The sequence below is a fragment of the Mesorhizobium sp. B2-4-17 genome, from assembly GCF_006441275.1.
Classification (GTDB): domain Bacteria; phylum Pseudomonadota; class Alphaproteobacteria; order Rhizobiales; family Rhizobiaceae; genus Mesorhizobium.
The window spans coordinates 135,392-153,506 of the sequence record NZ_VFUX01000011.1 but is presented as its reverse complement, the minus strand read 5'-3'; the positions used below and the strand labels follow the sequence as shown (position 1 = coordinate 153,506).

17 protein-coding genes and 4 pseudogenes are annotated in these 18,115 nt (G+C 63.7%); 14 read left to right on the top strand and 7 right to left on the bottom strand.

Annotated elements, in window-relative coordinates; all coding sequences use genetic code 11:
* The 6 genes and pseudogenes from FJ548_RS11275 to FJ548_RS11250 form a co-directional block, all read left to right on the top strand.
* On the top strand, positions 1–724 hold a 724-nt coding region (locus tag FJ548_RS11275), incomplete at its 5' end, for an extracellular solute-binding protein (RefSeq protein ID WP_140606843.1).
* 214 nt (positions 725–938) lie between these two features.
* The gene (locus FJ548_RS11270; RefSeq protein ID WP_140606842.1) at positions 939–1,886 is read left to right on the top strand and encodes a sugar ABC transporter permease; all 948 of its coding nucleotides are present in this window, start codon (positions 939–941) and stop codon (positions 1,884–1,886) included.
* Entirely contained in the window at positions 1,883–2,833 is a 951-nt protein-coding gene (locus tag FJ548_RS11265; protein WP_140764763.1) for a carbohydrate ABC transporter permease, read from the top strand. Before FJ548_RS11270 ends, FJ548_RS11265 begins: the two co-directional genes overlap by 4 nt.
* Positions 2,830–3,036: a hypothetical protein gene (locus tag FJ548_RS11260; protein ID WP_140606840.1), complete on the top strand. Its 207-nt coding sequence runs from the start codon at positions 2,830–2,832 to the stop codon at positions 3,034–3,036. The genes FJ548_RS11265 and FJ548_RS11260 overlap by 4 nt, the downstream gene beginning before the upstream one ends.
* A gap of 2 nt (positions 3,037–3,038) precedes the next feature.
* Positions 3,039–4,151 carry an ABC transporter ATP-binding protein gene (locus FJ548_RS11255; RefSeq protein WP_140777900.1) on the top strand — a complete coding sequence of 371 codons (1,113 nt, stop codon included), beginning with the start codon at positions 3,039–3,041 and terminating at the stop codon, positions 4,149–4,151.
* Positions 4,144–4,575: pseudogene (locus tag FJ548_RS11250) on the top strand (ABC transporter ATP-binding protein); the annotation flags it as partial. The gene FJ548_RS11255 and the pseudogene FJ548_RS11250, both read left to right, overlap by 8 nt.
* Here FJ548_RS11250 and FJ548_RS11245 read toward each other — a convergent pair.
* Together FJ548_RS11245 and FJ548_RS11240 are read right to left on the bottom strand one after the other, a co-directional pair.
* Positions 4,575–5,813 (bottom strand): annotated as a pseudogene (locus FJ548_RS11245) (dihydroxyacetone kinase subunit DhaK); the annotation flags it as partial. The pseudogenes FJ548_RS11250 and FJ548_RS11245 overlap by 1 nt on opposite strands.
* A gap of 72 nt (positions 5,814–5,885) precedes the next feature.
* Positions 5,886–6,470, bottom strand: a pseudogene (locus FJ548_RS11240) (ABC transporter ATP-binding protein); the annotation flags it as partial.
* 51 nt (positions 6,471–6,521) lie between these two features.
* Here FJ548_RS11240 and dhaL point away from each other — a divergent pair.
* From dhaL to FJ548_RS11205, 7 genes and pseudogenes are all read left to right on the top strand, one after another.
* Positions 6,522–6,945: pseudogene (dhaL, locus tag FJ548_RS11235) on the top strand (dihydroxyacetone kinase subunit DhaL); the annotation flags it as partial.
* The gene (dhaM, locus tag FJ548_RS11230) at positions 6,945–7,334 is read left to right on the top strand and encodes a dihydroxyacetone kinase phosphoryl donor subunit DhaM (RefSeq protein ID WP_140606835.1); all 390 of its coding nucleotides are present in this window, start codon (positions 6,945–6,947) and stop codon (positions 7,332–7,334) included. The pseudogene dhaL and the gene dhaM, both read left to right, overlap by 1 nt.
* Before the next feature lie 21 nt (positions 7,335–7,355).
* Positions 7,356–7,658: an HPr family phosphocarrier protein gene (locus FJ548_RS11225; protein WP_140764778.1), complete on the top strand. Its 303-nt coding sequence runs from the start codon at positions 7,356–7,358 to the stop codon at positions 7,656–7,658.
* A complete protein-coding gene (gene ptsP, locus FJ548_RS11220) occupies positions 7,642–9,228 on the top strand; it encodes a phosphoenolpyruvate--protein phosphotransferase (RefSeq protein WP_140764781.1) in 1,587 nt (528 codons plus the stop codon). Before FJ548_RS11225 ends, ptsP begins: the two co-directional genes overlap by 17 nt.
* 11 nt (positions 9,229–9,239) lie before the next feature.
* Positions 9,240–9,665 carry a hypothetical protein gene (locus FJ548_RS11215; RefSeq protein WP_140764784.1) on the top strand — a complete coding sequence of 142 codons (426 nt, stop codon included), beginning with the start codon at positions 9,240–9,242 and terminating at the stop codon, positions 9,663–9,665.
* A 32-nt stretch (positions 9,666–9,697) separates the two neighbouring features.
* Complete coding sequence (dhaK, locus tag FJ548_RS11210) at positions 9,698–10,684, top strand: dihydroxyacetone kinase subunit DhaK (protein ID WP_140764787.1); 987 nt, start codon at positions 9,698–9,700, stop codon at positions 10,682–10,684.
* Between the two features lie 70 nt (positions 10,685–10,754).
* Positions 10,755–11,783, top strand: a complete 1,029-nt coding sequence (locus FJ548_RS11205) for a nucleotidyltransferase family protein (RefSeq protein ID WP_181168770.1) — start codon at positions 10,755–10,757, stop codon at positions 11,781–11,783.
* A gap of 50 nt (positions 11,784–11,833) precedes the next feature.
* On the opposite strand, the gene FJ548_RS11200 is transcribed toward FJ548_RS11205, so the two are convergent.
* The 3 genes from FJ548_RS11200 to FJ548_RS11190 are packed head-to-tail and all read right to left on the bottom strand — an operon-like array spanning position 11,834 to position 13,552.
* The gene (locus FJ548_RS11200) at positions 11,834–12,820 is read right to left on the bottom strand and encodes a serine kinase (protein WP_140777898.1); all 987 of its coding nucleotides are present in this window, start codon (positions 12,818–12,820) and stop codon (positions 11,834–11,836) included.
* Entirely contained in the window at positions 12,817–13,251 is a 435-nt protein-coding gene (locus tag FJ548_RS11195) for a lasso peptide biosynthesis B2 protein (RefSeq protein WP_140764796.1), read from the bottom strand. Before FJ548_RS11195 ends, FJ548_RS11200 begins: the two co-directional genes overlap by 4 nt.
* 16 nt (positions 13,252–13,267) lie before the next feature.
* Positions 13,268–13,552, bottom strand: coding sequence for a PqqD family protein (locus FJ548_RS11190; protein WP_140606827.1), 285 nt, complete (start codon positions 13,550–13,552; stop codon positions 13,268–13,270).
* A gap of 268 nt (positions 13,553–13,820) precedes the next feature.
* On the opposite strand from FJ548_RS11190, the gene FJ548_RS11185 reads away from it, so the two are divergent.
* Complete coding sequence (locus FJ548_RS11185; RefSeq protein WP_140777897.1) at positions 13,821–15,728, top strand: propionyl-CoA synthetase; 1,908 nt, start codon at positions 13,821–13,823, stop codon at positions 15,726–15,728.
* Between the two features lie 322 nt (positions 15,729–16,050).
* Here FJ548_RS11185 and FJ548_RS30720 read toward each other — a convergent pair whose 3' ends face one another.
* Complete coding sequence (locus tag FJ548_RS30720) at positions 16,051–16,608, bottom strand: acyltransferase (RefSeq protein ID WP_140777896.1); 558 nt, start codon at positions 16,606–16,608, stop codon at positions 16,051–16,053.
* A gap of 227 nt (positions 16,609–16,835) precedes the next feature.
* Positions 16,836–18,089, bottom strand: a complete 1,254-nt coding sequence (locus FJ548_RS11175; RefSeq protein WP_181168768.1) for a polysaccharide biosynthesis/export family protein — start codon at positions 18,087–18,089, stop codon at positions 16,836–16,838.
* Between the last annotated feature and the right edge of the window lie 26 nt (positions 18,090–18,115).

The window sequence follows — 18,115 nt, the reverse complement described above, 5'->3', positions numbered from 1 at the left end:
GATCTACACTGAGCGCGGCTCTGAAGGCATCACCATGGGCGCCATGGACGTGCTCTACAGCTACGGCTTCCAGTACGAGAACCCGAAGAAGCCCTATGACATGGAAGGCTTCGTCAATTCGCCCGACGCGATCAAGGGCCTGGAATTCTACAAGGCGCTTTACGACTGCTGCACACCTCCGGGCGCCTCGAACAGCTACATGGGCGAAGGCGTCGATGCCTTCAAATCCGGCCAGGTAGCGATGCACATGAACTTCGCCTTCACCTGGCCGGGCCTGCAGAAGGACGAAAATGTCGGCGGCGACAAAATAGGTTATTTCGTCAATCCCAAGGGTCCTGGCGGCGCACAGTTCGCCCAGCTCGGCGGCCAGGGCATTTCCGTGGTGTCCTATTCCGACAAGCAGGAATCGGCGCTGAAATACATCAAGTGGTTCGCCAACAAGGACGTGCAGGCCAAGTGGTGGTCGCTCGGCGGCTATTCCTGCCTCAACGCGGTCGTCAAGGACCCGAAATTCCCGTCTAGCCAGCCCTATGCGCAGACCTTCCTCGACTCGATGGCCATCGTGAAGGACTTCTGGGCCGAGCCAAGCTACGCGCCGCTGCTGCAGGCCTCGCAGAAGCGCTTCCACGACTACGTCGTCGCCGGCCAGGGTTCGGCCAAGGACGCACTCGACGGGCTGGTCAAGGACTGGACGCAGATCTTCCAGGACGACGGCAAGATGTAAGCTCCTCCCGAGCTACGCCCAGGGCCGGATGATTTCAGGTCGAATAGACCAGAAATCATCCGCCTCCAGGCCTAAAGAGAGAGCATGATGTCGTTCGAAGACCGCTTCACACTTTTCGGCATCATGCTCGTGGTCCCGTGCCGCTCTTGGCACGGGACGCGGTTCAGATAAATTCCATCACAGAGACGCCCAAGTGACCGAAGCAGGACTGACCATGCTCAATCGGACCGCGGAGACCGTTGCCCGGGCGACCCCGGAACCGTTGGCGCGCAAGGTCCGGGGCATCAGCGACAAGGGCCTCGCCTGGCTGTTCATCTCGCCGACGATCCTGTTGCTGCTCGCCATCAACATCTTCCCGCTGTTCTGGGCGATCTATCTCTCGTTCACCAATTACCGCGCCAACCGGCCGAACGAGGTGGTGAAGAATCTCGGTTTTGCCAACTACCAGCGCATCCTCGGCGACCGGGACGTCTGGATCGCGATGCAGACGACAGCGCATTTCGTGTTCTGGACCATCCTGCTGCAGACGCTGATCGGCTTCACGCTGGCCTGGCTGATCGACCGCAAGTTCCGCGGCCACGCCTTCTGGACGACGCTGATCCTTGTGCCGATGATGCTGTCTCCGGCGGTGGTGGGCAATTTCTGGCGCTTCCTCTATGAGCCGCAGATCGGCCTGTTCTCCTATGTCATCGCGTTCGTCAGCGGCATTCCACCGACAAGCATCCAGATGCTCTCCAATGTGTCGCTGGCGCCATGGTCGATCATCATCGTCGACACCTGGATGTGGACGCCCTACGTGATGCTGATCTGTCTCGCGGGCCTGCGTTCGATCCCCGAATACATTTATGAGGCGGCCGAGGTCGACCGCGCCTCCAACTGGCGCCAGTTCTGGTCGATCACGCTGCCTATGGCGCTGCCCTTCATCATGCTGGCGGTGCTGTTTCGCGGCATCGAAAACTTCAAGATGTTCGACATGGTCAACCTGCTCACCGGCGGCGGCCCGGGCTCGACCACCGAGGTCGCCTCGATCACGCTGAAGCGGCAGGCCTTCGAGAGCTGGCGAACGGGTTATTCCTCGGCCTTCGCCATCATCCTGTTCGTCGCGGTGTTCGGCCTCGCCAACATCTACGTCAAGGCGCTCAACAAGGTGAAGCAGAGATGAGCCTGACCACAGCCCACTCGGTCGTCGCGCCCTCGGCAGGTTCGAAGCGCATCGCAGGCGCGATCATCATCGCCTACGCGCTGATCTCGATCGTGCCGCTCTTGTGGATCTTCGCCACCAGCTTCAAGACGCCGCCGGACTCGATCGCCTATCCGCCCAAGATCGTGTTCCAGCCGAGCATCGAGGGCTACTGCAACCTGTTCACCACGCGCACAAGGCAGACGCCCGAATACATCAACTCGCTCGGACCGGCGACCGGCTTCTGCGACGAGACGGTGCGCAAGCGCAATATGGTGATCGCCGGGCCGTCGAATTTCCTGCCGCGCTTCGTCAATTCGCTGGTCATCGCCTTCGGGTCGACCTTCTGTGCTGTCTTTCTCGGCACGCTGTCGGCCTATGGTTTCTCACGCTTCAAGGTGCCGCTTGCCGACGACCTCCTGTTCTTCATCCTGTCGACGCGCTTCATGCCGCCGATCGCCGTCGCCATCCCGATCTACCTGATGTATCGCGAGCTCGGCCTGTCGGACACCGCGCTCGGCATGATCCTGCTCTACACGGCGGTCAACGTCTCGCTGGCGGTGTGGCTGCTGAAAGGCTTCATCGACGAGATCCCGCGCGAATATGAAGAAGCGGCGATGATCGACGGCTATACGCGGCTGCAGGCCTTCTGGCGCACCGTGCTGCCGCAGGCGACCACCGGCATTGCGGCCACCGCGATCTTCTGCCTGATCTTCGCCTGGAACGAGTATGCGTTCGCGGCGCTGCTCACCTCCGGCACGGCACAGACCGCGCCGCCCTTCATCCCGACCATCATCGGCGAAGGCGGCCAGGACTGGCCGGCGGTTGCGGCGGGCACGACGATCTTCCTGGTGCCGATTCTGGTTTTCACCATCCTGCTTCGCAAGCAATTGCTGCGCGGCATCACCTTCGGCGCGGTGCGCAAATGAGCATGACCCAATCCGCAAAACGCAAATCGCGCTGGCCGCGCTGGGCCAGGCGCGGCGTGATGGAAAACGTCGCCACGGCGCTCATCGCTATCGGCTTCCTGATGCTGTTCCAGCCCTTCGCGCTGTCGCTCTACACCTATTCCTTCATCACCATGCTTGCTGGCACCGTGATGTTCATCGTCGTCTCGAAATTCCCGGAATAATCATGGCCGAGATCCGCGTCCAACACCTGAGGAAGGCTTTCGGCGACTTCGTCGCCGTGCAGGATTCCGACTTCGTCGTCGAGGATGGCGAGTTCTTCGTCATGCTCGGGCCGTCCGGCTGCGGCAAGACGACGACGCTGCGCATGATAGCAGGGCTGGAACTGCCGACCGGCGGCCAGATCCTGCTCGACGGCGAGGACGTCACCATGCTCAGGGCACGCGAGCGCGACATCGCCTTCGTCTTCCAGCTGTTCGCGCTCTATCCGCACATGAATGTGCGCAAGAACATCGGCTTCCCGCTCTTGGCGCAAGGCATGCCCTCGGCCGAAATCCGCACAAGGGTCGAGGAGACGGCGAAGCTGCTGCGCATCGACCATCTGCTCAACAAATCCGTCTCGGGTCTTGCCGGCGGCGACCGCCAGCGCGTGGCGCTCGGCCGCGCCATCGTGCGGCGGCCAAAGTGCTTCCTGATGGACGAGCCGCTGGGCACGCTCGACACCGAATTCCGCGACCTGATGGTGCATGAACTGCGCGAACTGCACAACCGCATCCACGCCACGACGGTCTATGTCACGCACGACCAGATGGAAGCGATGTCGATGGCCGACAAGATCGCTGTGATGAACCATGGCGTCATCGAACAGTTCGGGAGCCCACGCGAAATCTACGACCGGCCGGCGACCATGTTCGTCGCCGACTTCATCGGCTCCCCGCCGATGAACTTCTTGGGCTTCGGCGGCGGGCTTGCCAAGGGCGCGAAGGAAATTGTCGTGCAAGGCGCAAAGGTCGCGGTACCGGAGGTGCGCGAGGATATCGCCCCGGCCGACATGGCGCTTGGCATCCGGCCGGAGCACATCCGCTTCGACGACGCCTCGAAGCTGCGCGGCGCCATCTACGGCACCGAATATCTCGGCACCACGCAGATCGTCGCCGTGGAGACGGCGGACGGCATCATCAAGGCGCGGGTGCCGGCCGAAATCCGGCTGAATGCGGGCGATCATGTCGGCCTGGCCCTGAACAGCGCGCGGCTGTCGCTGTTCGACAAGGGCTCCGGCCGCGCCGTGAAGACGGCGATCCACGACACCGCCTCTCAAGGGAGAGCGCAGCATGGCTGATGTGCGCGTCAAGAACGTGACCAAGAGTTTCGGCGAGCATGTCGCCGTCAACGGTCTCGGCCTGCATATATCAGAGGGCGAATTCGTCGTGCTGCTCGGGCCGACCGGAGCCGGCAAGACGACGACGCTGCGGCTTATCGCGGGGCTGGAACGGCCGGATGCCGGCACGATCGAGATCGGCGGCCACGAGGCCACGACGCTGTCGCCGGCCGAGCGCGACACGGCTTTCGTCTTCCAGCAATATTCGCTCTATCCGCATCTGTCGGTGTTCGACAATCTTGCCTTCCCGCTGCGCTCGCCGGCGCGGAAAATGCCGGAAGACCAGATACGCCGGCGGGTCGAGGAGGTGGCGAAGATGGTGCGCATCCATCACAAGCTCGCCAACCGCTCGACCAAATTGTCGGGCGGTGAAATGCAGCGCGTCGTCGCCGCGGGGTTGGCGAGCGGCAGCCTATCAAGCCGCTCAAGCACACTGTGCGCGCCGGTCGCCACGGTCGAGCCGGTGTCGCCGTCGCCCGCCTTGGCATCCAGCCCGTTCAATGTCGCTTCGAGCGAGATCAGCCTTTCGCAGACCGCAACGATCAGGCGCTTTGTGCCGGCGTCCTGGCTGGGCAGGTGCGTCGCACTCTGTCCGGATGCTTTCGCCATCGGCACGACAGCAGGTGCGGCGACCGGCTTTGCCGGCATCCAGGCGTGCGGGCCTACCGACGCCAGCAGGGCGGCCTCGCGGGCCGCGTCAAGCCGTATCAGCGACAGCGAGAAGCCGTTCATGTTGAGGGCCGTCATCAGCGGGCCGGGGCCGATTGCCAGCTTGATGGACTTACCGAGCGGCGAGGCAAGCACCGCATTGGCGATCAGCGACATTTCAAGCGGCGGCACCGAGCCGAGATTGTTGATCAGCAAGGCATGGGGAGCACTGGGGTCGAGCCGCGCCGCGAGGGGCTCCGCCATGATTGCCACCAGCCTGTCGGCGCTCTGCACCGCGATGCGTTCGACACCCGGCTCGCCATGGATGCCGAGACCGAGCTCGCCGTCGTTTTCGCCGAACCTGTCTTCATGCGGTTGACCGGGGATGGAGCAGGACGACAGCGACATGCCGAGCGAGACGATGTCCTTCGCGGCCGCGCGTGCCGCTGCCGCGATCGCAGCCAGATCATGGCCGGCCTCCGACAGATGGCCCGAAATCTTGTGCACGAACAGCGTGCCGGCGACGCCGCGCGGCTGGGCGATGTCGGGCAGCGCGATATCGTCGGCGACGATCACCATCTCGACGGCAAAACCTTCGGCGCGCGCCTTCTCGGCGGCCAGGCCGAAATTGAGACGGTCGCCGGTATAGTTCTTGACGATCAGCAGGCAGCCGGCCGGGCCGGTGACTGCGCGGATGGCCGCCAGCACCGCTTCAACGCTCGGCGAGGCAAAGATCTCGCCCGAGACCGCGGCCGTCAGCATGCCCTTGCCGACAAAGCCGGCGTGCGATGGCTCGTGTCCGGCACCGCCGCCGGAGATGACGCTGACCTTCGTCTTGTCCCAGCCGGCGCGCAGGACGACTTTGATCTCGGGGTAGCCGTCGAGGCGTGCGAGGTCGCCCGAGCCGATGGTACGCAACAGGCCGTCCAGCGCCTCGGTGACGATCGTTTCCCTGCGGTTGAAAAAGTGCTTCATCGAATTCGTCCCGTATTCGCAATCGTCCATCGGAAGCCGGCGTCGACCCTTGGCGGGGACGCTCGAAACCGTTCACATCAACCTTTGTCCATCCGCGCCGAAATAGAGCGGCGAGCGGTAGCGGATCACCACCCTGTCGCCTTGGGCCAGATCGGTGTCTGGATCGGTCAGCGTCACCAGCTTCTTCGGCCCCACCGTCACATGCAGATGGTTCTGGTCGCCGAGATGCTCGACCCAGTCGACGACGCCGTCGGCATGGCCATTCACGGCCTTTTCAATCGCCAGATGCTCGGTGCGTGCGCCGATCGTCTTGGCGCCCGCCGGCGCGCCGCCGTCGGGCAACAGCCCCATGGGCAAAAGGTTGATCGCCGGCTGGCCGAGTCGTGCCGCGACATGCAGGTTAGCCGGCTCCGAATAGATCGTCCTTGGCGAACCGATCTGCACCAGCACGCCGTCGGCGAGGATGCCGATGCGGTCGGCCATCGTCATCGCCTCGATCTGGTCGTGGGTGACGTAGAGCATGGTGGCGCCGAGTTCGGACTGGATGCGCTTCAATTCGAGCCGCAGGTCCGCCCGCAGCTTGGCGTCGAGCGACGAAAGCGGCTCGTCCATGAGGTAGATGGCCGGCTTGCGCACCAGCGCGCGGCCGATGGCCAGCACGCCGCTGGAGCCGCCCATCGATGCGCTCAAAATGTCGCCCACCGCGCCGACGCGCTGAAGGCGATCGGCACCAAGCTGGTGATGACAGTGGGCGGGGCCTCCGGCCCGCTCTTCGGCACATTGTTCATGGCGCTCGGCAAGGAGATTTCGGCCGACCCCGATCGCGCCAATTTGACGGTGGCCTTCGGCAAGGCGATCGAGGCAGTGGCCGCGCGCGGCAAATCTCAAGTTGGCCAGAAAACCATGCTCGATGTGCTGCAGCCGGTGCATCAGGCCTTGGCCGAGGGAAAAGACGGCGGCGGAAATAGCCGACATCGCCGACATCGCCGCCAAGGCGACCGTACCTATGAAAGCGTTGCGCGGCCGCGCCTCGTTCCTCGGCGACCGCTCGATCGGCCATATGGATGCCGGCGCGCGCTCGACCGCGCTGCTGGTGCGTACGGTGGCGGAAACCATCGGGGAGGTTGCCTGATGAGCAATGTCGGGATCGTGATTGTGTCGCATTCGCCGCTGGTCGCGGAGGGCACGGCCGACATGGTACGCCAGATGGTGGGCGACGAAGTGCCGCTTGCATGGTGCGGCGGAAACGGCCATGGCGGGCTCGGCACCAATGTCGAGGCGATCATGGGCGCCATCGACAAAGCCTGGTCGGAAGCCGGCGTCGCCATTCTCGTCGATCTCGGCGGCGCCGAGACCAACAGTGAAATGGCGGTCGAGATGATCGGCGAGCCGCGTGCGCACAAGATCGTCGTCTGCAACGCACCGATCGTCGAGGGGGCGGTGATGGCCGCGACCGAGGCATCCGGCGGCGCCTCGCTGAAAGAGGTGGTGGCGACGGCGCATGAATTGTCGCCGTCGTGAGTGAACAGGAACGTTGAACATATGTCCGCAGCCGCCGAAGCGACCGTCCTGATCACCCATGCGGTGGGTCTGCATGCGCGCCCTTCGGTGAAGTTCACCAAGCTGGCCAAGACCTTTGCCGCCGATGTCGAGATCGCGCTTGCCGCCAACGGGCCGTGGTTCGACGCCAAGAGCATCGTCAAGGTGATGGCGGCCAAGGCGCCGAAGGGCACGTTGCTGCACATCAGGGCCAGGGGTGATGGCGCCATCGATGCCGTCGATGCGCTGGTCGATCTGGTGCGGCGCGACTTCGACGAAGGCGCGGACCATGCCCGCACCGCTTAGGCTCCAAGGCATTTCCGCCTCGGCCGGCTATGCCGAGGGGCCGCTGTTCGACCTCGACCGGCCATCGGCCGTCTACGCAAGCAAAGCCACTGCGGCGGAAGAGAAGGCGTCGCTGACAGCCGCGATCGATAAGGCGGTGAAACGGCTTGCCGCCATGATCGAAGCCGCAGACAGCGATGCCGCCGGCATACTCGAATTCCACATCGCCATGCTGGAGGACGACGCGCTGAGCGAACCGGCCTTCGCGTCGATCGTTTCCGGACGGACCGCCGACACGGCCTGGCGGCAGGCACTCGATAGCGAGATCGCCAGCTACGAAGCCTCCGACCAGGGCTATTTCCGCGCCCGCGCCGCGGACCTGCGCGATATCAGGGACCAGGTGCTGCGTGCCCTGACCGAGGACGGAGGCCGCGCCGCGCCTTCGGGCGCCATCCTGTTCGGCGACGACATCGCCCCGACGCGTTTTCTCGAAACCGACTGGACGCACGGCGGCGGCATCGCGCTGAAGGCGGGCAGCACCGCCAGCCATGTCGCCATGCTGGCGCGATCGCGCGGCGTGCCGATGGTGGTTGGGCTGCGCCAATTGGAGGCCAATCTGGCAGGCCTCGCTCTGCTCGACGCCGAGCACGGCAGCATCGTGCTGGCGCCCTCGCCGGCGGAGGTCGCCTCCTTCCGGCAATTGTCCTCTTCCTTCACGATTCGCGAAGGCAAGGCACGGACCTTCCTGGCACGGCCGGCGGTAACCAAGGACGGGACGGCGGTGCGCGTGCAGGTCAACATCGCCGGCCCATCCGATGTCGACGCCATCGACATCGCGACCTGTGACGGTGTCGGACTGATGCGCACCGAATTCCTGTTCGGCAAGACCTTGCCGGATGAGGCGACGCAATACCGCGCCTACCGCAAGGTGCTGGAATGGGCCGGGGAAAAACCTGTGACGATCCGCACCGTCGATGCCGGCGGCGACAAGCCGGTGCCGGGCTTCACCGTCGAGGAAGGCAATCCGTTCCTTGGCCTGCGCGGGATCAGGCTGTCGCTGGCGCGGCTCGACATATTCCGTGTTCAAATCAGGGCATTGCTGCGCGCCGCGCCGCACGGCAATCTCAGGGTCATGTTTCCGATGATCGCCATGGCCGAGGAGTATGAACGCGCGGCTGCCTTGTTCGCCGAAGAACAGGCGGCGCTTGCCGCGCGCGGCGTCACGCAGCAGATACCGCCGCTCGGCATCATGGTCGAAGTGCCGTCGGTGGCGATTGCGCCGGAGGCCTTTGCCGGCGTCGCCTTCTTCTCGATCGGCTCCAACGACCTGACCCAATATGTTATGGCGGCGGCGCGCGACAATGCAGCGGTCGCGCATCTCAATTCCGTTCGTCATCCTGCCGTCCTGCGGCTGATCGGCTCTGTCACGGCCTTCGGACGGGAAAACGGCATTCCCGTCAGCCTGTGCGGCGATGCCGGTGGCGATCCGGCGTCGATCCCATCGCTGCTGGAAGCCGGCCTGCGCGACCTTTCCGTCGCGCCGGCGCAACTCGCCATGGCCAAGGCGGCCATATCGGACATTTCGGTCTAGGCGCGGCTGGCATGGTCGACAACACACCCGAACCCGGTTCCGAAGAGGCGATCCGCGCCTACAAGACAATCCTGTCGCAGGTCATCGACCAGCGCCCGTCCGGCATGCGCCAGCGCCTTGCCGACGCGCTTGGCAAGCACCGCAGCTTCGTCACGCAGATTTCGAGCCCGGCCTATTCGGTCCCCATCCCCTCAAAGCATCTGCCTTCGATCTTTTCCGTCTGCCATTTCAGCCCAGCCGAGCGCGATCAGTTCCTTGCCGCCTACCATCAGGCACATCCGGGAAAGATGTCGATCGCGGCGGGCATGCGCAAGACACGGCATGTGTCGCTCGTCGTGCCCGATTTCGGCGACGACAAGCAGAACGCGGCGCTCGACCGGGCGATCAACGAATTCATCCAGAAGATCACCAGCATCGCCGGCAAGGGCGGCGGCTGACCGTTTCTTGCCGGGCTGTTTGGGAGGACGCCATGAAGAAATTTATGAACGCGGTGGACACGGTGCTGACCGAGAGCCTCGACGGTTTCGCGGCCGCCCATGCCGATATACTGGTGCTTGGCGAGGAGCACAAATTCATCCGCCGTCGGAGCTTGCGGCCAGGCAAGGTGGCGCTGATCTCCGGAGGTGGCTCGGGCCACGAGCCGCTGCATGGCGGCTTTGTCGGCCATGGCATGCTGGATGCTGCCTGCCCCGGCCAGGTGTTCACCTCGCCGACGCCGGACCAGATGCTGGCGGCGGCGCAGGCCGTCGACACCAGCGCCGGCTGCCTGTTCATCGTCAAGAATTATGAGGGCGACGTGATGAACTTCGACATGGCGGCCGAAATGTCGGAAGGCGTCCTGCAGGTGGTGACCAATGACGACGTGGCCGTCGAGAATTCATCCTACACGACCGGCCGGCGCGGCGTCGCCGGCACGCTGGTGGTGGAAAAGATCGTCGGCGCGGCCGCCGAGCATGGCCTGGCCCTCCCGGTGCTGAAGACGCTGGGCGAGCGCGTCAATGCCGCGACCCGCTCGATGGGCGTGGCGCTCACCAGTGGCACGGTGCCGGCTGCGGGCAAGCCGACCTTCGACATCGGCGATGGCGAGATGGAGTTCGGCGTCGGCATCCATGGCGAGCCCGGCCGGCGACGCGACAAGTTGAAAAGCGCCGATGCGATCGCCGAGGAAATCTGCGCCGCTATTCTGGGCGATCTCGGCGACAGGGGCAAAGGTCCGGCGCTGCTGTTTATCAACGGCTTCGGCGGCACGCCGCTGATGGAACTCTATCTGATGTACAACAGCGCGCGCCGGATATTCGAGAGCCACGGCGTCACGATAACCCGCTCGTTGGTCGGCAGCTATGTCACCTCGCTCGACATGGCCGGCTGCTCGATCACGCTGACCATGCTCGATGATGAGATGACAGGCTGGTGGGACGCGCCCGTCCATACGGCGGCGCTGCGCTGGGGCATGTAAGACTGGCCTCAGACATGCATTTCTGCGACCATCGTGCACAACCCAATTATCTGCAATATTGTCCGGCTTGATGCTGCCACCCCTGACACCCGCCGACGAAAAACTGTTGCTGCGCTTCGCCGATCCGGAGTCCACGGCGGTCGACGATAATCTGTCGGCAAAAGCTCTGTCGGCACTGCTCGACAATGCTGAATTCCACGGCGTTCTGCCGATCATGCTGCGCAAGCTCAGGGAACGTGGCGACGTCCATTTGCCTGATGACCCTGCCTTGCAGCTGAAGCTGTCGGGGCTGCGTGATCAGGCAACGATTGCCACCGGCCAGTCGATGCTGCTGCAGTACCATGGCGACCGCATCATGAAGGGGTTGGCGGCGGAAGGCATTCCGGCGCGGATCGTCAAGGGGCCGGTCTTCGCGCGAAAACTCTACCGCAACATATCCGACCGGCCGTTCACCGACATCGACATTCTCGTCGAGCCCGGCAACCTTGCGCGGGCAAACCAGGTGATCGCGGCCAGCGGCTTCGAGCTTGGCAGCGACGAAGCCGAATCCTACCAGTTGCAGGAGTTCAAATGGCTGGAAAAGGGGAATTCCAGCCTGCTGATCGAACTGCATGGCGACCTTGTGCACGACACCGGCATGCGGCGGCGCCTGTCGCTGGGCTTCCGCGAATTGGGCACCATCGACGGCGGGGCGAAGGACACGCCGGCAGCCCTTTTGACGATCGCCATCGTGCATGCCGCCGGCGGCCACAAATTCCACCGGCTGCAGCTTTGTGTCGACGTGCTGCAAGGTGTGCGGGCGCTGGGCTCGCCCGAATCGGAAACCCGCCTGCTGGAAGCGGCGCGCACGACCGGCATCGAACTCGAACTGGCGATCGTGCTCGACGTCACCGGTCGATTGTTCGGCGAAGCCCGCGCGCTTGAACTCGCCGGGCGGATCAAGCCCGACCTCTCGATACGGCTGGCCGGGCGGCTGATCACGACCAACACGCTGCTCAGGGTGAATTCCCGGGAAAAGATCGGCTCACGCCTGCGCCGCGACGCCTTTCGCTGGATCCAGCGGCTGGCTAAGGCCAGGGCGGTTCCAGGAAAAGTGTGAAGCGTCTTCCGTTGCATCAAGACAAGAAGTCTTCCGCCGCTGAATGGCCGTCAATCGGTTGAGGTCAGCGTCGCGTTGATCAGCGCCGCCGCGTCGGCAGGGCGTGCGCCGACTTCCAGGGTGAAGGTCGGCACCGAGGAGACCAGCTTGCCGATCGTCGCCAGCCGGCGCTTCTGCAACGGCAACAGGCCGGTCATGCCGGTGCGGACATTGTCCATCGCCAGTACCACCATCGCGTCGGTCCGGGCCATGGGCACGAGCCGCGTTTCACTGTCGATGGACCGCGCCAGGTGGAAAAGGGCCGCCACCGGCCTGGCGGCCGGACTTTCGATTCGTATGATCCCGCTCAACCGCTCCAGCGAGACGGCCTTTTCGCCGTTGCGGTCCCATGACGGACCAAGGCATGGCGACACAAGCGGGATCATTTCGGCGGTCTTCTGGTGGATCTTGACGTGGCGCGGCAAACCCCAGGCCACAGGCCTGACCGAAGCGACGTTCAGGATCATGGCGTCGTCGGAGCAGAGGCCGAAGCCTTGCGTGGCCAGCGCCAGTGACGTGGTGGTCTTGCCCGTGCCGCTCGGCGCGTGGATCAGCACGACAGCGTCACGATCGGGCAGCGTCAGGCCGGCGGTGTGCAGCATATGCTGGCCGCCAGCGTCGAGCGCGGCGTCCAGCACCAGCATCGACGGTGTCCAGGCCGCTTTCGTGCCGGGGCGCACCCGGAGTTTCGCCCAGCCCTCCTCATCATTCATCGCCACAGTCTGGCGTCCTGGAAAGACGAGATGGACCGTCGAGCCATCGGCCACCATCCGGCAATAGCCGTCTTCCGGTATCTCGCCTTCAAAGACGAGCGACCCGACCGGCTCTTCCTCCAGAACGTCCGTCTCGGCAATATCGAGGCGAAAATCCGGCTCGACGGAATCTGCTACGCGCAGGCTGGCGAGCATTCTGTCGAAGTCCCGCCCCAATTCGGGCCGGTCGGCCGATATGCCGAGAACCTGGCCGTTGAGGCCGTAGCATGCAAAAAGTCTGGTCAAGCGGGACGCACCCTTGTGCCATCGGCATGGTGGCGATAGATCTCGACCATGCCGGGAAGGCTGTCACTGACAACCGGTTTGCCATCGAGGCAGACCCAGCAATGCGCCGACAAGTGCTGCGCCTTCAGCGACTTCGGATCGACGCCGAAACGCAGCTCCGGATCGAAGCCGGCAAGGCGCAGGAAACGATGGCCAAGCAGGCCCTCGCGCAGGCATCTGCGGTCGCGCATCAGCCAGGGATGGCGCACGGTGCGGTTGACGCGGGCGACGATGTAGGCGGCCGGCAGGCCGCGATAGGGTGTCGGCGAGGCGAGCGGCGCCCATTTTAGCACCTCCTCGAAACTGCGGTTGGCGATGAGGACCGGCATCAGCCGCGCGCTTGCCCAGAGATGGCAGCGAAACAAAGCACGCAGGAGCGGACCGTCGGCCATCAGGTGTGTCTCTTCATCAGGCGCCCGGGGCGGCGAGGATACCTTCCGAGACCAGATCGGTGGCCAGTGCGGCCATGTCCTCGTCGAGCGTATCCTTGCCGACCTCGAACTCCTCGCAAAGCAGGCCGACGATCTGGTCAAGGCTGCGCGCGCCATCGACCTTGTCGAGAAAGGCTTCGGTCGTACCGTTGCAGGTGTAGAGTTGGCCGCTGCGCGCCAGAAGCACGACGGCCCCATCGCCGACATGCTGGACCGAGGCGTCGTCCGCCAGCCGCAAAACCGTCCCAGAAACAATTTCCATCACCAACCCCAAAAAGCCATGCAAACCCCGAAATGAGATAGCGCGGTGATGGGGCGCTGTCTATCAGCCGGGGGAGATAGTCCATGCCGGTTTGCCTTTTGCAGGCGACCACCGGTGGCGCATGCGCTCCCCTCAATGCCGTACTTCACGACGGTGGGCGTCTCCGCTCAGGACGAGACCATCTCGGACGAAAATCGGGGAAGACATCGCCGGAAAAAACAGCATAGGCTATCACAAAGACGGCAAATCGATCCTTGGGAGGATGTGGATGGTTTCACGCTATCACGAGGTCTATGACGGCTGGAAACGCGACCCGGAAAAATTCTGGGCGGACGCGGCCGTCGCCATCGATTGGTACTCGCCCTGGGACAAGGTGTTCGATGCCACGGCCGGCGTCTACGGGCGCTGGTTCACCGGCGCGACCTGCAACACCTGCTACAACGCCATCGACCGCCATGTCGCCGGCGGACGCGCCGATCAGATCGCGCTGATCCATGACAGCGCCATCACTGGAACGGTGAAGAAATTCACCTATGCCGAGCTCAAGCGCGAAGTGGTGGCACTGACCTCGGTGCTGAAGAATCGCGGCATCGGCAAGGGCGACCGTGTCATCATCTACATGCCCATGGTGGCGGAGGCGGCCATCGCCATGCTCGCCTGCGCCCGGATCGGCGCGGTGCATTCGGTCGTCTTCGGCGGCTTTGCCTCGCATGAGCTTGCCACCCGCATCGATGACGCCAGGCCCAAGCTGATCATCTCCGCCTCCTGCGGCCTTGAGCCGGGCCGGGTCGTGGCCTACAAGCCGCTGCTCGACAGAGCGATCGAGATGTCCCGCCACAAGCCGGACGCCTGCCTGATCCTGCAGCGCGACCAGTTGCGCTGCGATCTGAAGGACCATTTCGACATCGACTACGCCGACGCCGTTGCCCGCGAGCGGGCAGCCGGCGCCAATGTCGACTGCGTGCCGGTGCTCGCCACCGATCCGCTCTACATCATCTACACGTCAGGCACGACCGGCCAGCCCAAGGGCATCGTGCGCGACAATGGCGGCCACATGGTCGCGCTGAAATGGACGATGGAGAACGAATTCGGCGTCAAGCCGGGCGAGGTGTTCTGGGCGGCGTCCGATGTCGGCTGGGTGGTCGGCCATTCCTACATCGTCTACGGACCGCTGCTGCATGGCTGCACCAGCATCCTGTTCGAAGGCAAGCCGATCGGCACGCCCGACGCTGGCACCTACTGGCGGGTCATTGCCGAACACGGCGCCGTCGCGCTGTTCACCGCGCCGACGGCCTTCCGGGCGATCAAGGGCCAGGACCCCAAGGGCGAGTTCGTTCCCAAATACGATCTGTCGAAATTCCGCACACTGTTCCTCGCCGGCGAGCGCGCCGACCCCGAAACCATCAAATGGGCGGAGCAGAAATTGAACGTGCCCGTCGTCGATCATTGGTGGCAGACGGAGACCGGATCGCCGATGACGATCAACCCGGCGGGGCTCGGCCTGCTGCCGGTGAAATACGGCTCGCCCGGCGTGCCGATGCCCGGCTACGACATCCGGGTGCTCGACGACGCCGGCCACGAAGTGCCGCGCGGCACGCTGGGCAATGTCGTGGTCAAGCTGCCATTGCCGGCCGGCTGCCTGCCGACCTTGTGGAACGCCGATGCCCGCTTCCGCCAAGCCTATCTCGACGAGTTCCCCGGCTTCTACAAGACGGCCGATGCCGGCATGATCGACGACGATGGCTACCTCTATGTGATGGCCCGCACCGACGACATCATCAATGTCGCCGGCCACCGGCTATCGACCGGCGCCATGGAAGAGGTGCTGGCCGCCCATCCCGATGTCGCCGAATGCGCTGTCGTCGGCATTGCCGATGCCATGAAAGGCCAGGTGCCGCTCGGCTTCGTGGTGTTGAACGCCGGTGTCGCGCGCGACGGGGAAGCCATCGAGCAGGAGGTGGTCGCGCTGGTGCGCGAGCGCATCGGCCCGGTCGCCGCTTTCAAGACCGTGGTGATGATCAAGCGCCTGCCCAAGACGCGGTCGGGAAAGATCCTGCGCGGCACCATGCAGAAGATCGCCGACAAAGAGGAGTGGACGATGCCGGCGACCATTGACGACCCTGTCATCCTGGACGAGATCACCGCCGCGATGAAGGCGCGCGGGATCGGGATTTGAAGTGCCGCGTTGGTGGCCGATGAGAGCCTACCTTGTTCGGCAGGCAGTACCTTTTTGTGTATCGTGCACCGGCCTCTTGGCACTATCCCGCCTCATACGCGATGGCAGGCAGCCATTTTGCGTGCACGACTGCCGGCTTGATATCGAGAGCCACCGCATGGACCCGTTTCAGGATCGCCGACAAGGAGGACCGGCTGATCTTCGATGAACTCGATTGCGCCTAGAGCGGTTCAGCGTTTGATAGAATCGTTGATCCCCTCTAACTCTTTGTTATTACGCAATTCCGGACGGAAAACCGCTACGCAGTTTTCCTGTAATTGCTCTAAAAGCGCACATATCCCGGGGACGCCGCTATCTCGCGAATTATTCGGGCGGGATTTCCGGCAACCAGGCTGTGCGGGGGGACACTTTTGGTGACCACGGACCCGGCTCCGATCACGCTATGGTCGCCGATTTCAACTCCAGGCAGAATTATCGAATTGCGGCCGATCCACACATTGTCGCCGATCACGACGGCTTTCATTTTGACGCCGGCGCCTTCATCGATCTCGTGATAGTTCGAATCTTGAATGACGACGCAATCGCCGACAAGGCAGTTCTTCCCGATGCTCACCGCTGTCGAAACGTCGATCATCACGCCGCTGTTTATGAATGATCTGGAGCCGATGGACAGTCTTGCATTGCCGAGCACATGGAACCAGGAACGGGATCCGAAACCCCGGAATGAAACCAGGGAACCGAGCTCGATAGCGCCCTTTCCTGCTATACGCGGCGAGACGCCGAGGACCGAAACGCGATCGGCTATCTTTATGCCCCTGGTGCGCCAAAGGAAGGTAAAGATCCTACCTTTGATAAACCTCCGGACACGATAGATATTCACGACGACACCCCCTTCCGAGCCGCATTGATCGTCATGCGGACAGAGACATCCGGCTGCCCTCCGCAGCCAGGTGAATGCAATGGAACGAACAGCCTTTGCAGGACGGCCCGCTAGAGCGGCCCAGCGTTTTATGGGATCGTTGACCCGCCCTAAGTCTTTGTTATTACGCAACTCGAGACGGAAAGCCGTTACGCACTTTTCCTGGAATTGCTCGGTGCGACCAACGCCTACTGGCTGGCCAGAGGCGCCAGCTTGACCTTGATGACGTCGCCGGGCAGCACGGGTGTGTCTTCCTTCGCCGCGATCTCGCTGGTCTTGCCGTCGACGACCCGCACCAGCGCGTAGAGCAGGCTGGGCTCTTCGCTGGTATCAGTGGCCGCCCTGGTTGCTGGATCGGTTGCCTGGGCGATCAGGCCCTTCTGCATGTTCACCTTCAGCGCGGCCTCATTGAGGTCGGCTTCGGTCTGCTGCCGGTTGGCGGCGAGACTCGAACTCAAGGTGTTCTGGGCATCGATGGCGTCCTGCGTCGCCTTGCTGATTGCCTGCTTGGCGGTGAGGATGGCCGTTTCGTAGTCCAGGATCTTGCCCTGCAGGTCGGTGACGGACTGCTGCGAATCCAGAAGTCGCGCGTTGGCGACCAGACCCTTCTGCGCCAGCGGACCGATGCTGGCGAGTTGCTGCTGCGCCAGATCGACCTGCTTCTGCTGGTTGACGATCTTCTTCTGCAGGGATTCGATCTCGGCCTGCAGAACCCCTTTGAGATCGTCGAGCGCCTCGAGCTTCAGCTTAAGCGCCTTCTGGTCCGAGGTCAGGATCGTCATCTCGTCGGCGACGATGGCCGGCAGCCGCGGATCGCCCTCGACCTCTTTTGGCACGTCGAAACTCGTCTTGCCGGCCATATCGGCGTCGATGCGGGCGCGCTTGACGATCAGCCTGATGCGCTGGTCGTCAGAGATGTCGAAGCCGCCCTTGGCGGTGACCAGGTCCTTGCCGAGTTGAGGCCCGTAGTCTGTGTTGCGCCTGATGCCGCCGGCGACGCTGATCGCCTTCAGCACCGTAAGGTCGGGCACATAGGGAAACTGACCGGGGTTCTGCACCTCGCCCGAAATGTAGAATGGCCGGAACTGTGCCATTTCAACCGAGGCTTCAGGCCTGTCCGACAAAGCGAGCTTGTGCTGCAGCGCCTCGCCGATCGCTGCCGCGACTTGCGCCGTGGTCTTGCCGGCCGCCGGCAATTCGCCGACGAAAGGCACGGACAGGGTACCGGCCGGGCCGACCGTGTATTGGCCGTTGACCGACGACCAGTCGCGGAACGTACTTTCGACGGTCTGCCATTCGGCGATGCGGATGGTGAGCTTGTCTTGCGAGCCGAGGTGGTATTCGTCGGCGACGGCCATCGGCGGAAAAGCGAGCGATGCCGCAAGGCAGGCCATAAGCAGCGAGCGGCCGCAAAACGGGCCGCTGCCAAAGGCTTCCGATATGTCTTTTTTCAACTGTGCGTTCCGAT

What these genes read in the sequence shown, in the direction of transcription:
- FJ548_RS11205 (WP_181168770.1), top strand. Translation starts at nt 10,755, where the DNA reads ATGCTGCCACCCCTGACACCCGCCGACGAAAAACTGTTGCTGCGCTTC.
- ptsP (WP_140764781.1), top strand. Translation starts at nt 7,642, where the DNA reads ATGCCCGCACCGCTTAGGCTCCAAGGCATTTCCGCCTCGGCCGGCTAT.
- FJ548_RS11190 (WP_140606827.1), bottom strand. Translation starts at nt 13,552, where the DNA reads ATGGAAATTGTTTCTGGGACGGTTTTGCGGCTGGCGGACGACGCCTCG.
- dhaK (WP_140764787.1), top strand. Translation starts at nt 9,698, where the DNA reads ATGAAGAAATTTATGAACGCGGTGGACACGGTGCTGACCGAGAGCCTC.
- FJ548_RS11215 (WP_140764784.1), top strand. Translation starts at nt 9,240, where the DNA reads ATGGTCGACAACACACCCGAACCCGGTTCCGAAGAGGCGATCCGCGCC.
- FJ548_RS11225 (WP_140764778.1), top strand. Translation starts at nt 7,356, where the DNA reads ATGTCCGCAGCCGCCGAAGCGACCGTCCTGATCACCCATGCGGTGGGT.
- FJ548_RS11255 (WP_140777900.1), top strand. Translation starts at nt 3,039, where the DNA reads ATGGCCGAGATCCGCGTCCAACACCTGAGGAAGGCTTTCGGCGACTTC.
- FJ548_RS11185 (WP_140777897.1), top strand. Translation starts at nt 13,821, where the DNA reads ATGGTTTCACGCTATCACGAGGTCTATGACGGCTGGAAACGCGACCCG.
- dhaM (WP_140606835.1), top strand. Translation starts at nt 6,945, where the DNA reads ATGAGCAATGTCGGGATCGTGATTGTGTCGCATTCGCCGCTGGTCGCG.
- FJ548_RS11265 (WP_140764763.1), top strand. Translation starts at nt 1,883, where the DNA reads ATGAGCCTGACCACAGCCCACTCGGTCGTCGCGCCCTCGGCAGGTTCG.
- FJ548_RS11260 (WP_140606840.1), top strand. Translation starts at nt 2,830, where the DNA reads ATGAGCATGACCCAATCCGCAAAACGCAAATCGCGCTGGCCGCGCTGG.
- FJ548_RS11270 (WP_140606842.1), top strand. Translation starts at nt 939, where the DNA reads ATGCTCAATCGGACCGCGGAGACCGTTGCCCGGGCGACCCCGGAACCG.
- FJ548_RS11195 (WP_140764796.1), bottom strand. Translation starts at nt 13,251, where the DNA reads ATGGCCGACGGTCCGCTCCTGCGTGCTTTGTTTCGCTGCCATCTCTGG.